Raw genomic sequence first — 13,708 nt, 5'->3', positions numbered from 1 at the left:
AGAAGCTGCATCGAAAGATACAACCTCTTGTTTTTTTTAAGCCCTCTCCCTTCAGGGGAGGGTTTGGGTGGGGCTTCTTCTACAATTCCTTAGCCAAAAACGGATACCTGTAATCTTTCGGCGGATCGAAGGTTTCTTTGATAGTGCGAGGAGAAACCCAGCGCAACAGGTTAATCATGGAGCCTGCTTTATCATTAGTGCCCGATCCCCTGGCGCCGCCAAATGGCTGCTGGCCAACAACGGCACCTGTAGGTTTATCATTAATGTAAAAGTTACCTGCGGCGTTGCGTAAGTGCTGGGTTGCTTTGGCAATGGCATAACGGTCTTGCGAGATAATAGAGCCTGTAAGCGCGTAGATGGATGTTTTATCTACAATGTTAAGTACCTCATCAAATTGATCGTCCTCGTATACGTAAATGGTTAATACGGGGCCAAACAGCTCTTCGCACATGGTTACGTAGTAAGGGTCATCAACTTTTAATACAGTTGGCTCCACAAACCAGCCTTTGGTTTTATCGTAGCTGCCACCGGCAACAATTTCAACACCTTCGTCTGTTTTAGCAGCATCAATGTATTTGGCCAGTTTATCAAAAGATACTTCGGTAATAACGGCATTGATAAAGTTTTCAAAGTCCTCAACCGGGCCCATTTTAAATGAGGTGATATCGCGCTGCATGTTTGCTTTTACCGCTGGCCATAACGAAGCTGGGACGTAAGCTCTTGAAGCTGCAGAGCATTTTTGTCCCTGGTATTCAAAAGCACCACGAACAAGGGCTGTGCTCACCACGTCGGCATTGGCGCTTGGGTGGGCAAGTACAAAATCTTTACCACCGGTTTCGCCTACAATGCGCGGGTAGGTTTTGTATTTGTGGATGTTGGTACCAATAGTTTGCCAGATGTTCTGGAAAACCTTGGTTGATCCGGTGAAGTGGATTCCTGCAAAATCGGGATGGTTAAAAATCACTTCGCCTGCAACCGGGCCATCAACATAAATCAGGTTGATAACGCCAGCGGGTACACCGGCTTCTTTGAATATTTTCATGATCACATTGGCAGCGTAAATCTGCGGGTAAGCAGGTTTCCAAACTACAACGTTACCCATCATAGCAGCCGATGCAGGTAAATTACCGGCAATTGCTGTAAAGTTGAACGGGGTTAATGCAAACACAAAGCCTTCCAGCGGGCGTTGCTCTAAGCGGTTCCAAACGCCTTTGCCCGATACAGGTGGCTGTTGCTTGTAAATTTCGGTCATGTATTCTACGTTAAAACGCAGAAAATCTATCAGTTCGCAAGCCGAATCGATCTCGGCCTGGTAAGCGTTTTTTGATTGACCAAGCATGGTAGCCGCGTTGATGGTAGCGCGGTACGGGCCGGCAATTAAATCTGCAGCTTTTAAAAATATGGCGGCACGTTGCTCCCAGGGTAGGTTTTCCCAGTCGGCTTTGGCGGCAAGGGCTGCATCAATGGCAGCGGTTACATGGCTGGCATCACCTTCGCTAAATGTAGCTAACAGGTGTTTATGATCATGCGGCGGACGAATTTCCAGCTTGGTGCCGGTGCGTACTTCCTGTGCGCCAATGTACATAGGTATATCTAACTGTTGTGCGCGGGCCTCGTCTAAAGCGGCTTTGAGGGCTACACGCTCTAAACTTCTGGGTCCATAGTTTAAAACCGGCTCGTTTACAGGAGCCGGGACATTAAAAAATCCTTTAAGCATAATGGGTCGTCAATTAATAGGGGCAAAGATAGGCATTTTGTGACTGACGATGGGTGAGGGGAGTGTCAAAATGTTGATGGGGTAGAATTGGGGCTATATTTCAGGGATTTTCTTTAGATACCACAACTACATTCTTTCCTAATGTTTTAAACCGGTCGCCGTTTTCTTGTACAACGGTAATGGTAATGTGCCCGGTTTTGCTTGTGTTTATATCACGTACTTTGCCGCATTTTCCGGCATGGGTGCCGCCGATAACTTTGCAGTCGTCTCCATCCTTTAAATTTTGTGTAGTCATATTTGTGTGTTGTTTAGTTTGTAATCTACGGTAATTAATGTCTGTTAACATCATTGTAAACCGCGGGCATTTTGGAGTTTAAGGCCGCGCGGTTTTTAGGTAGAAAGATATGCTTTCCCGATATAAATTATTCATTTTTTAAATTTATATTCATACTAAAATGGAAATGCTATTTATCATCATCGCAGCTGTTGTTTTTGCCCTTATCGGTTTTGTTGCATACCGATTTTTAAAAGTAAGGGCTCAACGAAAAAAACTCGAAAGCCTCCGGTTTAACAGAATCCAGCCACTTTTTGATCAGTTGAACAGCGAAACCGAGATATCAACAGATGATATTTTGCCATTTGCACAAAACATCCTCTCAAGGCATGATGCTTATCATCTTTTAAAAAAATATGATAAGGTCGCGCTTTTCCCCGCAGAATATTTTACGCTTTTAAAGGGTGCAGAAAGCGCCCTGGCAGTCTGGCTCGAGTTTCCGACAGAACTTGATGCCTGCCCCGACGAAATTGAACATATAAAACGGGTTACAATTGATTTTGACGGAAACAGCAATTTTGTACACTATGAGGTGTTTAAATATCGGGTTGATGTCCCYCACTGGGCCGCAAAAAATGGATGGATGCTGGGTGTTGTCGGTCCGTTTTTTGACGATAGTGAGCCTTATCATTTTGCACAGGCCACATTCAGCAGAACAAATAGTTCTGCAGACAAAGTGACGCCCGAAGATGAGGCAAAATGGGTACACCAAAATATCTCGATGAGGCGGTAAAGAACTACAAAAAGAGTGAGGGGGCTTCACTACATCATAATAGCTCAAAAAAAATATCCCCGTTAAACCAAATTTTATCAGATGAAAAGCCTTGCAAAATATACCTTTTTGACGTTGATTTTAATCACTGCTACCATAAGATGTTTAGCGCAGGAAGATTACCTGGAAAAAGGCAATACCTTTTTAGATAAGGGCCAGTTAAGAAAGGCCGAAGGCGTGTTTAGGGATGGTATCAAGGCCGAACCGGCAAACCTTATTTATCAATGCCAGCTGGGGCTTACCCTGATTCAGCAAAAAAAGTACAAAGCAGCAGAAATCGTGCTTCAACAGGTTTTAAAAGCAGATTCAAATAATGTAGCAGCCCGTTGGTACAGCGGAATAGGTTATTTTGAAAATGCGCAGGACAGAAAATCGGTTAATGAATTTTTAAAGGCCTTACCCTTGATTGATAAGCTGAGTGGGCAGTATTACTCGGCCAACTGGTATATAGGTAAATGCTACGCCAACCTGCTAAAAACAGAAGGATTAACATATGCCGAGACCGACCAGATGTTTGCCAGTTACCAGGTGTATTTAAGGCTGCAACCCGATGCCGAAGACGCCGCGGAAATAAAGGCATATATGGAGCATAAAAAGAGCCGGCGGCCGCCGGCAAATGTAAAAATATGGGTCGATTTATAAATTCACGACGAGCGTAATTGCTTACTACAAGGGCGGAGGGAGTAATTCATCATGAAAATAAAACTATTGGTAATCAGAACAGGCGATATGCAAAAGCTCGCCACGTTTTATGAGTTGTTAGGTTTTGCTTTCGATTATCATAAGCACGGCGATGCTCCTTATCATTATTTAGCTACCGTTGGTGAAACCGTTATTGAAATTTATCCGCTTACAAAAAGCCAAACCGAGGCCGATAAAAGCTTGCGCTTAGGTTTTGAGATTGATAATTTTGATACAACCATTGAACTGTTAAAGGAGAATAACACTGTATTTGTATCACAGCCGGTATCAACAGCATTTGGCTTTATGAGCGTTGTTATTGACCCCGATGGCCGGAAAATTGAATTGTATAAAAAGTAAGATGAAAAAGCTACTTATATTATCCGTGTTATTGATAATAGGTAATTCAACTTTCGCTCAATCAAAAAAGATTGTCGCTGCTAAGTTGAGGCCATTTATAGCGAAAGACTACTCGGTACTGGCCTATGAAACCGGCGACTTTAACCAGGATACCTACCCTGATGTTGTATTAGCTTTAAAATATAACCACGAAACAGACAGCGCCCAAACAGCAAGGCCGCTGTTGATACTTTTTGGTAAAAAAGGTGGCGGCTTGTCGCTTTATGCCCGTAACGATAGTGCGGTGCTTTGTAAAGGCTGCGGCGGCATGTTTGGCGATCCCTTTGAAGGTATAACCATTAAAGGGCGATATTTTTCGCTGGAGTATTATGGCGGCAGCCGCTACCGCTGGAACCGGATCACGACGTTTAAATATGATTTGGTAAAAAAAGATTTTGTACTGCATCGTGATGCCGGGGTGTCTTATGACGATGTTCAGGAAGACAAAAAATACACCCAAGACGTGTATCATAAAGCCGCGTTTGACAAGCAGAGGTTTATAAAATATAATTATGATACAGATTAACATCGCAGCATGAACATAGAAACCATTCAATCTATTTGCCATCAATTGCCCGGTGTTACCGAGGATATCAAACTGGATCATCACCTGTGTTTTAACGTTGGCGGTAAAACCTTCCTGTTTACCGGTCCCGATTCGGTGCCGGTAACAGCATCGGTTAAAGTGCCGGATGAGGACTTTGAAGAAACCCTGCAAAAGGAATGCTTTTCGCCACAAGCTTACATTGGGCGCTATAAATGGGTGCATATAGCTGATATCAATTGCCTCAGTGAAAGCGCCTGGGAGTTTTATATCAAACAATCGTACCGGCTTATAGCTGATAAACTGCCGGCCAGGGTAAAAAAACAACTTCATACAGGCGGGGAATAAACACCCTTTAATTGTCGTATCTGCACCGCATTGTTTTAACATTGGGGTGCTACATTTGTATCATAACAATAACAAACAAACTATCATGGCAACTCAAATTTTTGTAAACCTACCGGTTAAAGACCTTAACAAATCCATCGAATTTTTTACCAGCCTGGGCTATTCTTTCAATCCACAATTTACCAACGAAGTAGCCGGCTCGTTAGTGATAAGCGATACTATTTTCTTTATGCTGGTAACCGAGCCCTTTTTTAAAACTTTTACCAAAAAGGAAATTGCTGATGCAACTAAAGTAACTGAAACTATCAACTGCATCTCCTTAGATAGCCGCGAAGCTGTTGACGAAATGATAGCCAAAGCCGTTGCTTCGGGTGCTACCACACCAAACGACAAGCAAGACCATGGCTGGATGTACGGCTGGGGTTTCCAGGACCTTGACGGCCACCTATGGGAGTTTGCGTACATGGACATGAGCCAGCTGCCGGGCTGAGCAGAGTCAAGAGATTAGAGCCAAGAATTAAGAGTATAAAATCCTGTTAATTCTTTAATTCTGAAAATTCCGGTTCAGACAAAATTTCGCGATAGGGATCGGCGCGGATACCGGCCAATGTGGCTAAGGCCTGTGCAGTATGAGCATAGAGCCCGGGCCGCAGGCATCGCCCTTTTAGTAGTAAGTAATTAGTATCAAGTAGTAAGATTTTTTGATCGTCAATACCCTCGCGTCATTGRCTGAGTGGGTAAATTCTGGCGCTCCGAAGGGAAAATGACAGACAATAAGAAACTGTCATGCTGAGGAACGAAGCATCTATTCGCAAACTTTACAGGGCGGCAATTCATGGCCGTAGAATAAATCATTCGTTCCTCAGGATGACAGGGAAATTGAATATGTAATGGGTAGATACCAAGCATCCCCCGACTTTCAGAGCAGTTTTGCAGATTCGACGTGTACAGTTAGGGATTGCTTCGTGTCTCGCAATAACGGATGTGGAAGGGTAGCGAACCTTCCCAAAAAACTATATAACAAAAAAACACCACCCGAAACCGGATGGTGTTTTTTTATGTTGTCCCACACCTTTCAGTGGGCCGGGCATCTATCAAACTTTGATTTCAACTTCAACGCCGCTTGGCAACTCAAGCTTCATCAGGGCATCAACAGTTTTCGAGTTCGAGCTGTAAATGTCTAATAAGCGCTTGTATGAGCATAATTGAAATTGCTCACGTGCCTTTTTGTTTACGTGTGGTGAACGTAAAACGGTGAAAATTTTCTTTTCGGTTGGTAACGGAAGTGGTCCGCTAACAACAGCGCCTGTTGGCTTTACTGTTTTTACGATTTTCTCGGCAGATTTATCTACCAGGTTGTAATCGTAAGATTTTAATTTGATCCTGATTCTTTGGCTCATGTTAATTTGATTTTAACCACCCTAAGAGCTATTTATTAGGGTAATTGATTGTTTATTTATTTGTTGATTAGGTTGATTGAGTTAGATTAAGTTGATTAGGTTTTAAAACTTAATCAACCACTCACTCAATCAACCATTCAACTTAATTATGCGTTTGCAGCAGCTTTTTTGCCTTTTACTTTGGCAACTACTTCTTCCTGTACGTTACGTGGTGCTTCAGCATAGTGATCAAACTCCATGGTTGAAGTAGCACGGCCAGATGTGATGGTACGTAACTGGGTTACATAGCCAAACATTTCTGAAAGTGGTACAGTAGCTTTAATTACCTGTGCACCTGCACGTGAATCCATACCTAACAGCTGGCCACGACGACGGTTCATATCACCGATTACATCACCCATGTTTTCTTCAGGGGTAAGGATCTCGATTTTCATGATTGGCTCAAGCAATACTGGTTTACACCTTGGCAATGCCTCACGGTAAGCCATCTTAGCTGCTAACTCGAAAGATAGCGCATCTGAATCGACCGCGTGGAACGAACCATCGATTAAACGTACTTTTAAGCTGGTTAAAGGGAAGCCGGCTAATACACCGTTTGCCATTGAAGCTGCAAAGCCTTTTTCAACAGATGGGATAAACTCACGGGGGATTGAACCACCGCTAATTTCGTTCACAAACTGTAAACCTTCTTTACCTTCGTCATTTGGTGAAAGTATAACCTGGATATCGGCAAATTTACCACGACCACCGGTTTGTTTCTTGTAAGTTTCGCGGTGCTGAACAGTACCTGTAATTGCTTCTTTGTAAGCAACTTGTGGCGCGCCCTGGTTAACCTCTACTTTAAACTCACGTTTCAAACGGTCCATGATGATATCTAAGTGAAGCTCGCCCATACCGCTAATAACGGTTTGACCGGTTTCTTCGTCAGATTTTACGTGGAAGGTTGGATCTTCTTCAGATAATTTACCTAAAGCAATACCTAATTTATCAACATCAGCCTGAGTTTTAGGCTCAATAGCTAAACCGATAACCGGGTCAGGGAAATTCATCGATTCAAGGATGATCGGGAATTTCTCATCGCAAAGGGTATCACCTGTTTTAATATCTTTAAAGCCTACTACCGCAGCAATATCACCTGCACCCACGTTAGGGATAGGGTTTTGCTTGTTAGCATGCATCTGGAAGATACGTGATATACGCTCTTTGTTATCTGAACGCATGTTGTGCACATATGAACCAGCCTCAAGGTTACCCGAGTATACGCGGATAAAGCACAACCTACCTACGAAAGGATCGGTTGCAATTTTAAACGCCAATGCTGCAAATGGCTCTTTTTCAGATGGTTTACGTAAAATTTCTTCGTTTGTATCAGGGTGGTGGCCTACAATACCTTCAACGTCCATTGGCGAAGGCAATAATTCCATCACGTAATCAAGCATAGTTTGTACACCTTTGTTTTTGAAAGATGAACCACAAACCATAGGAACAATTTTAGCATCTAAAACTGCTTTACGCAATGCATCAAGTACTTCGCGCTCAGTAATTGTTTCAGGAGCATCGAAGAATTTCTCCATCAGGCTTTCGTCATACTCAGCTACTGATTCAAGCAATTTCTCTCTCCACTCTGTAGCTTCCTCGATCATATCCTCTGGGATAGGCACTTCAGTAAAGGTCATACCTTTATCATGCTCATTCCAAACAATACCTCTCCAGTTAATTAAATCAACCACACCCTGGAATTTCTCTTCAGAACCAATTGGCAATTGCAAAGGCACTGCGTTGCTGCCCAACATGCTTTTTACCTGTTTTACAACATTTAAAAAGTCGGCACCGCTACGGTCCATTTTATTTACGAAGCCTATACGGGCAACGTTATAGTTATTTGCAAGTCTCCAGTTGGTTTCTGATTGTGGCTCAACACCATCAACCGCGCTAAAAAGGAATACCAAACCATCTAATACACGTAGCGAGCGGTTTACCTCAACGGTAAAATCCACGTGGCCCGGTGTATCAATAATGTTGATATGGTATTTTTGACCTCTGTAGTTCCAGTTAACTGTGGTAGCAGCAGATGTAATGGTAATACCACGTTCCTGCTCTTGTGCCATCCAGTCCATGGTAGCTGCACCTTCGTGTACTTCACCAATTTTGTGGCTTACACCAGCATAGTAAAGTATACGCTCGGTTGTGGTAGTTTTACCGGCATCAATGTGAGCGGCAATACCTATATTTCTTGTAAATCTTAGATCTCTTGACATGGTAATTATTGAGTTATTGATTTATTGAATTAGTGATTTAATTGAATTTCACTAATTAAGTCATTCACTTATATTTTTAGAAAGTGATTGGCGAAATAATGAATTACTGATTAGCATAATGTTATCTAATCAATAATTCACTAATTCAATAATTCACTAATTAGAATCTAAAGTGAGAGAACGCTTTGTTGGCTTCAGCCATTTTGTGCGTATCTTCTTTCTTTTTAACTGCTGCACCTTCACCTTTAGCTGCTGATATGATCTCGCCGGCTAATTTCTCCATCATGGTTTTTTCACCACGACGACGGGCATAGCTGATTAACCATTTCATGCCTAAAGCGATTTTACGCTCAGGACGAACTTCGGTTGGTACCTGGAAGTTAGCACCACCAACACGACGGCTTTTAACTTCAACTGCAGGCATTACATTGTTTAAAGCCTTTTTCCAGGTTTCTAAACCGCTTTCGCTGGTTTTCTTTTCAACAATATCAACTGCGTTATAAAATATAGAGTATGCAGTAGATTTTTTACCATCATACATCATGTTATTTACAAACCTTGTAACCAGGGTATCATTGAACCTTGGATCAGGAAGGATAATTCTCTTTTTTGGTTTTGACTTTCTCATTGCTTTCTATCCTCCTTAATTATTTTTTCTTCTTAGCTGGTGCGCCCTTAGTAGGTGCAGCTACCTGACCTGGTTTAGGACGTTTTGTTCCGTATTTACTACGACGTTGGTTACGGCCGGCAACACCCGATGTATCCAAAGCACCACGGATGATGTGGTAACGTACACCTGGTAAATCCTTAACACGACCACCGCGGATCAAAACAATAGAGTGCTCCTGTAAGTTGTGACCTTCACCTGGTATGTAAGCATTTACTTCTTTACCATTGGTTAAGCGCACACGGGCAACTTTACGCATTGCTGAGTTTGGTTTTTTAGGGGTAGTGGTATACACGCGTGTGCATACTCCTCTTCGCTGTGGACAGCTGTCCAACGCTGGCGACTTACTCTTGTCAACCAGAGCTACTCTACCTTTTCTAACTAATTGCTGAATAGTAGGCATTTTTTCCTTTTTGTATTTACAGTTTTATCCTTATTTTAAGGACTGCAAAGGTACGGAGTATTTTTTGATTTTCAAGGGATTGGATAGAAAAAGTTTTGTAAAGGGTTGGTTTGGAGGATGGAAGGGGGCGTTGAGGGATAATTGGTTGATAATTTAGGCGTTATAGCGACTTATTGAAACCGCTGTTCGTAGCATCGTCGTGGCTGTGTATCCATCAGGTGAAACCTGGAAAAATCCTTGTGACGTGCAATAAATGTAGTTAATCAAATATTCAAAACTTACCGTCGGTACGAGGAACGAAGCAATCCCCGATGTGCAGAGGCAATTACCAAGTTGACTACTCGTTACTACTATATCTAAAATAATATATAAAGAAAAAAGCCCTTTATCTAAATAATGGCAATGCCTGCGGCCCGCGCTGTTTGTTCATACTGCACCGGCCTTAGCCACATTGGCCGGTATTCACGTCCATCGCTATTGCGGGGCTTGGGTAAATAAGAGGGCTATATAATCGAAAATCTTAGTTTGATTTTCGTGGTGTTTTAAATAAGTGCGTGGTAACTCGACCTCAATAATATTCTTTATTCGCTTCCATAATATATCTCACCGCGAAAATGAGGCTTATCGTAATAATCAAAAGGATTATTAAACAGCGCATTATGAACGGTGCACTCATTAGGATAGCTGGAAGGTGTTCGCAGCTCTTTTATATAAGAAAAACAAATTCTTACGGGAATAAATTTGTACCCTGAAAACCACTGTTCGATTTCCGATTTTAAAAAATTGAATTTGTCTTCAAATTCCTTGTAAGGCGATACTGTGATCACGTTTATTGCCCGATATTCAACTGGTCTTTCGCGCAAAATATCTTTTATGCCGGTTTCGTCAAGCCCATAGATAGTATAATATGGTGATATAAGGCTGACCGAAAAAACTATCTTTTTTGTTCTGCTAAAAGATTTATCCTGGTATCGTTCTAAAATTAATTCGCCACTAAATGCAAGCTCATGGGCATAGCCACAGTTTTGTACCCTCTTTTTTGCCGTGCTTTTTAATTGTTTCAAAAATGCCTTCCATGGTTCATTAAAACGCTTATTATCTGTCATGTTCTGTTCAATAACAGCAGCAATCTTTTTTATGCCAGGATACTCGTTGTATTGCGGGTCATCTACATGCAGCCCAATAGGATAGAGGTTTTTGATAGCCTGGCCAATTTCAGCAAATAAAGGTGTGTGATGGTTGTCCAAGGGGAAATAAGTAATCATATCGGGTTTAAACTTAAAGCAAGTTACGTTAAAACCCAAAAGCATCAAACAAACAAAGCGGTGATTACTCACCGCCTTGTCATCAATCACTCACAAACAATCACTCAAAACAATATTTTTTTTTAGTAGTGGTTATAGCCACCCTGGTTGTAATCATGGTCGTGGCCACGTCCGTGGTCGTCATGATCGCGGTCGTGGCCGCGGCCGTTATGATACCCTCTTCCATATCCATCGCGTACCACACAACCCGATGATACCGATACTACTACTGCTGATATTAATAGTGCAAATGCAACAAATCTCTTTTTCATGGTGTTTAATTTTAATGGTAGCTGTTAATTAAACAACGTACATATGTATGACGATTTGTTTTTGAAAAGGATTAACCGGGGTGGCATTTTATTAAAAAACCGCGTTGATGATCTGCTGGTAATAGGGCGATTCGGGCAGGGCAAACTCTTTGGCTTTCAGCATCAGGTTTTATAATCGGCCAGGTTGCCTGTGTTTTTGTAGCAGGTTGCCATGTTAAAAGCCCACCTTGTTTTTATTGCCTGATACTGGTAAAATGATTGAGGTACCGAAGGGACTTGTGTTGGCCAACAACAGGCACAAATAATTGGGTGCGCCTAAATTGCGCTATCAGTTTAGTGTTAACCATGATTAAAGTATAAAATATTGATTATTAAGTATTTGTAAATATTTTATCTGAAATGTGTTAAGTTATGTTAACCCAATTATATACGTTTGCACTGCAAAAAAGCCTTCAACTTTTTACAGTTAAAGGCTTTTTTTATTATGGCGCTGCCGGTTTTGGCGGCGTTGGCGGATGCGGCATGTTCCTTGGCGGAGCACAGCTGGTAGCTAAGGTGGCAACCATTGCTGCAAGCAACAGTATGCCGGTGAATTTCTTTTTCATAGTGGTATGTTTTACAGTTATAATACAAGTTGGCTGTTAATTGTTTTCAAAACCATTAACTTAGGTTTTTACAATACAGTCATCATGAAAAAAATATCCTTGCTGATTATTCCTTTTTGCATCCTCGTCGGTTGCAAGCCTAAACCCGCAGCTAATAACAGTGATACAGTATCCGGCGATGCTGCTTTCCAAAAAATTGCCGACGACTACCTCGACGGTTACCTGGCCTGGCGGCCGGCCAATGGCGTTGCCCTTGGGTATCACCAATACGATGGCAAGGTTACCGATATCAGTAAGGCCTCTATCGAAAAAGAACTGGCGCGGTTAAAAGATTTTGCTGCTAAATTGGACTCAGCCGATACGGCATCCTTTAGCCCTAAAATATTTTACGATTACCGCATTTTACGCTCGGCTATTAAACAGGAACTCTGGACTTTTGAAGACCTGGGTACTTTTACTAAAAACCCCATGACCTATGCCGGCGCGGTTGATGTAAGTATTTATGTAAAGCGCAATTTTGCACCGATAGCCGATAGGGTAAAATCCATCATCGCCATAGAAAAACAGGCCCCTAAAATGATGGCCGATGCCAAACTAAATCTGAACGATACCCTGGCGAAACCGTACGTAGAAACCGCTATACAGATAGCAGAAGGCTCGGCTGCTTTTTTGGGCGGGGACCTGAAGGTGGCCCTAAAAGATGTAAAGAACGATACGCTCTTGAAAACCTTCAACAAGGTTAACGCAGCAGCCATAGCAGCAGTAAATGACTTTGCCGCTTATCTGAAAAAAGTAAAATTGCCCAAAGCCAATAACAAATACGCCATTGGTACAGCCAGCTACCAAAAAATGCTGTTATACAGTGAGGGAATAAAGCTTTCGCCTGATAAGGTGCTGGAAATTGGCCTGGCCCAGTTAAAAAAAGAACAGGATTCGTTTAATGCCGCGGCCAGGATTATCAACCCCAATAAAAAGCCGGTTGATGTGTACCACGACCTGCAAAAGGATCACCCAACTGCCGAAAGCCTGATCCCGGATGCCAAAAAGAACCTGGAGCAGATCCGTCAGTTTTTGATAGATAAAAACATCGTTACCATGCCGTCGCAGGTGCGGGTGAAGGTTGAGGAAACACCGCAATACGCCCGAGCCACCGGCACCGCATCAATGGATACGCCCGGCCCGTTTGAAACTACCGCTACCGAGGCCTATTATTATATAACCCCGGTTGACCCTAAATGGACAGCCCAGCAAAAAGAAGATTGGCTGAAACAGTTTGACTATTACACCACCGATAATGTAACCATCCACGAAGCCTACCCGGGCCACTATACCCAGTTTTTGCACCTGAATGCATCATCGGCAACCAAAATTGAAAAGATCTTCGGCAGCTACGCTTTCGTGGAAGGCTGGGCACACTATTGCGAAAAAATGATGGCCGACGAAGGCTACGGACACAACGGCGACCCGGTAAAGGCAGCCAAATACCGGCTGGCACAATCGGGCGATGCCTTGTTGAGGCTTTGCCGGTTATGCGTATCCATCAAAACCCACACCCAGGGCATGAATGTAGATGATGCCACCAAGTTTTTCATGAACAACTGGTACCAGGGCGATAAACCATCGCGCCAGGAGGCCATACGCGGTACCTTTGACCCGGGCTACCTGTTTTACACCATTGGCAAGCTGGAAATCCTGAAACTTCGCGATGATTACCAAAAACAGGAGGGCGCAAATTACTCCCTCAAAAAATTCCATGATGCCGTACTTGACCACGGTATGCCGCAAATTGGTATGCTAAGAGAAATTATGCTGAAAGACAAAAGCACCTGGGGCGATGTTTTGTAAGAGTCGAAAGCTTAAGGCGTAAAGCTGAAAGCTGAAAAAAGCATGTCATTGCAGCGTGGCGCGGCAATCTTGAACTATTCATTTGGATATGCATAGTTCGCGATTGCTTTATGCCTACCGATGATATGTTTTCTTTTAGAGGTGCGTAGGCCTGTCACC

General features: G+C 42.7%; 16 protein-coding genes. 7 read left to right on the top strand and 9 right to left on the bottom strand.

What is annotated here, in order from left to right:
- Nucleotides 1–79: 79 nt before the first annotated feature.
- Together pruA and AC1DU2_RS15325 are read right to left on the bottom strand one after the other, a co-directional pair.
- Nucleotides 80–1,717 (bottom strand): L-glutamate gamma-semialdehyde dehydrogenase, encoded by a 1,638-nt coding sequence (gene pruA / locus AC1DU2_RS15330; RefSeq protein WP_477385182.1) that lies wholly within the window; start codon nucleotides 1,715–1,717, stop codon nucleotides 80–82.
- Nucleotides 1,718–1,817: 100 nt separating this feature from the next.
- Entirely contained in the window at nucleotides 1,818–2,012 is a 195-nt protein-coding gene (locus tag AC1DU2_RS15325) for a KOW motif-containing protein (protein ID WP_477367636.1), read from the bottom strand.
- A gap of 160 nt (nucleotides 2,013–2,172) precedes the next feature.
- Here AC1DU2_RS15325 and AC1DU2_RS15320 point away from each other — a divergent pair, with 160 nt between their 5' ends.
- The 6 genes from AC1DU2_RS15320 (at nucleotide 2,173) to AC1DU2_RS15295 (ending at nucleotide 5,285) form a co-directional block, all read left to right on the top strand.
- On the top strand, nucleotides 2,173–2,784 hold the full coding sequence (locus AC1DU2_RS15320; RefSeq protein WP_477385181.1) for a hypothetical protein: 612 nt from the start codon (nucleotides 2,173–2,175) through the stop codon (nucleotides 2,782–2,784).
- A gap of 81 nt (nucleotides 2,785–2,865) precedes the next feature.
- Nucleotides 2,866–3,465 (top strand): tetratricopeptide repeat protein, encoded by a 600-nt coding sequence (locus tag AC1DU2_RS15315; RefSeq protein ID WP_477385180.1) that lies wholly within the window; start codon nucleotides 2,866–2,868, stop codon nucleotides 3,463–3,465.
- 51 nt (nucleotides 3,466–3,516) lie between these two features.
- Entirely contained in the window at nucleotides 3,517–3,864 is a 348-nt protein-coding gene (locus AC1DU2_RS15310; RefSeq protein WP_477385179.1) for a VOC family protein, read from the top strand.
- A gap of 1 nt (nucleotide 3,865) precedes the next feature.
- Nucleotides 3,866–4,429, top strand: coding sequence for a hypothetical protein (locus AC1DU2_RS15305; RefSeq protein WP_477385178.1), 564 nt, complete (start codon nucleotides 3,866–3,868; stop codon nucleotides 4,427–4,429).
- Nucleotides 4,430–4,438: 9 nt separating this feature from the next.
- Nucleotides 4,439–4,795, top strand: a complete 357-nt coding sequence (locus AC1DU2_RS15300) for an MmcQ/YjbR family DNA-binding protein (RefSeq protein WP_477385177.1) — start codon at nucleotides 4,439–4,441, stop codon at nucleotides 4,793–4,795.
- 85 nt (nucleotides 4,796–4,880) lie between these two features.
- Nucleotides 4,881–5,285: a VOC family protein gene (locus tag AC1DU2_RS15295; RefSeq protein ID WP_477385176.1), complete on the top strand. Its 405-nt coding sequence runs from the start codon at nucleotides 4,881–4,883 to the stop codon at nucleotides 5,283–5,285.
- A 604-nt stretch (nucleotides 5,286–5,889) separates the two neighbouring features.
- Here the strand turns inward: AC1DU2_RS15295 and rpsJ are convergent.
- The 7 genes from rpsJ to AC1DU2_RS15260 all read right to left on the bottom strand — a co-directional run bounded on the left by rpsJ (nucleotide 5,890) and on the right by AC1DU2_RS15260 (nucleotide 11,704).
- Nucleotides 5,890–6,195: a 30S ribosomal protein S10 gene (gene rpsJ / locus AC1DU2_RS15290; protein WP_022830652.1), complete on the bottom strand. Its 306-nt coding sequence runs from the start codon at nucleotides 6,193–6,195 to the stop codon at nucleotides 5,890–5,892.
- Between the two features lie 146 nt (nucleotides 6,196–6,341).
- Nucleotides 6,342–8,453 carry an elongation factor G gene (gene fusA / locus AC1DU2_RS15285; protein ID WP_090645079.1) on the bottom strand — a complete coding sequence of 704 codons (2,112 nt, stop codon included), beginning with the start codon at nucleotides 8,451–8,453 and terminating at the stop codon, nucleotides 6,342–6,344.
- A 160-nt stretch (nucleotides 8,454–8,613) separates the two neighbouring features.
- Nucleotides 8,614–9,081, bottom strand: a complete 468-nt coding sequence (gene rpsG / locus AC1DU2_RS15280) for a 30S ribosomal protein S7 (protein ID WP_076377343.1) — start codon at nucleotides 9,079–9,081, stop codon at nucleotides 8,614–8,616.
- A gap of 19 nt (nucleotides 9,082–9,100) precedes the next feature.
- Complete coding sequence (rpsL, locus tag AC1DU2_RS15275) at nucleotides 9,101–9,523, bottom strand: 30S ribosomal protein S12 (protein WP_090645085.1); 423 nt, start codon at nucleotides 9,521–9,523, stop codon at nucleotides 9,101–9,103.
- A 581-nt stretch (nucleotides 9,524–10,104) separates the two neighbouring features.
- Entirely contained in the window at nucleotides 10,105–10,788 is a 684-nt protein-coding gene (locus AC1DU2_RS15270; protein WP_477385175.1) for a hypothetical protein, read from the bottom strand.
- A 122-nt stretch (nucleotides 10,789–10,910) separates the two neighbouring features.
- Nucleotides 10,911–11,099: a hypothetical protein gene (locus tag AC1DU2_RS15265; protein WP_477367667.1), complete on the bottom strand. Its 189-nt coding sequence runs from the start codon at nucleotides 11,097–11,099 to the stop codon at nucleotides 10,911–10,913.
- Between the two features lie 482 nt (nucleotides 11,100–11,581).
- Entirely contained in the window at nucleotides 11,582–11,704 is a 123-nt protein-coding gene (locus tag AC1DU2_RS15260; protein ID WP_255369811.1) for a hypothetical protein, read from the bottom strand.
- 84 nt (nucleotides 11,705–11,788) lie between these two features.
- Here AC1DU2_RS15260 and AC1DU2_RS15255 point away from each other — a divergent pair, with 84 nt between their 5' ends.
- Nucleotides 11,789–13,549 (top strand): DUF885 domain-containing protein, encoded by a 1,761-nt coding sequence (locus tag AC1DU2_RS15255; RefSeq protein WP_477385174.1) that lies wholly within the window; start codon nucleotides 11,789–11,791, stop codon nucleotides 13,547–13,549.
- Nucleotides 13,550–13,708 lie beyond the last annotated feature (159 nt).

It is taken from the genome of Mucilaginibacter sp. P4_C11, from assembly GCF_056402115.1.
This window is presented reverse-complemented; position numbering and strand designations above follow the sequence as displayed.

Excerpts from the sequence above, each read along its gene's own strand:
- pruA (WP_477385182.1), bottom strand. The coding sequence starts at position 1,717 with ATGCTTAAAGGATTTTTTAATGTCCCGGCTCCTGTAAACGAGCCGGTT.
- AC1DU2_RS15325 (WP_477367636.1), bottom strand. The coding sequence starts at position 2,012 with ATGACTACACAAAATTTAAAGGATGGAGACGACTGCAAAGTTATCGGC.
- AC1DU2_RS15315 (WP_477385180.1), top strand. The coding sequence starts at position 2,866 with ATGAAAAGCCTTGCAAAATATACCTTTTTGACGTTGATTTTAATCACT.
- AC1DU2_RS15310 (WP_477385179.1), top strand. The coding sequence starts at position 3,517 with ATGAAAATAAAACTATTGGTAATCAGAACAGGCGATATGCAAAAGCTC.
- AC1DU2_RS15305 (WP_477385178.1), top strand. The coding sequence starts at position 3,866 with ATGAAAAAGCTACTTATATTATCCGTGTTATTGATAATAGGTAATTCA.
- AC1DU2_RS15300 (WP_477385177.1), top strand. The coding sequence starts at position 4,439 with ATGAACATAGAAACCATTCAATCTATTTGCCATCAATTGCCCGGTGTT.
- AC1DU2_RS15295 (WP_477385176.1), top strand. The coding sequence starts at position 4,881 with ATGGCAACTCAAATTTTTGTAAACCTACCGGTTAAAGACCTTAACAAA.
- rpsJ (WP_022830652.1), bottom strand. The coding sequence starts at position 6,195 with ATGAGCCAAAGAATCAGGATCAAATTAAAATCTTACGATTACAACCTG.
- fusA (WP_090645079.1), bottom strand. The coding sequence starts at position 8,453 with ATGTCAAGAGATCTAAGATTTACAAGAAATATAGGTATTGCCGCTCAC.
- rpsG (WP_076377343.1), bottom strand. The coding sequence starts at position 9,081 with ATGAGAAAGTCAAAACCAAAAAAGAGAATTATCCTTCCTGATCCAAGG.
- rpsL (WP_090645085.1), bottom strand. The coding sequence starts at position 9,523 with ATGCCTACTATTCAGCAATTAGTTAGAAAAGGTAGAGTAGCTCTGGTT.
- AC1DU2_RS15270 (WP_477385175.1), bottom strand. The coding sequence starts at position 10,788 with ATGATTACTTATTTCCCCTTGGACAACCATCACACACCTTTATTTGCT.
- AC1DU2_RS15265 (WP_477367667.1), bottom strand. The coding sequence starts at position 11,099 with ATGAAAAAGAGATTTGTTGCATTTGCACTATTAATATCAGCAGTAGTA.
- AC1DU2_RS15260 (WP_255369811.1), bottom strand. The coding sequence starts at position 11,704 with ATGAAAAAGAAATTCACCGGCATACTGTTGCTTGCAGCAATGGTTGCC.
- AC1DU2_RS15255 (WP_477385174.1), top strand. The coding sequence starts at position 11,789 with ATGAAAAAAATATCCTTGCTGATTATTCCTTTTTGCATCCTCGTCGGT.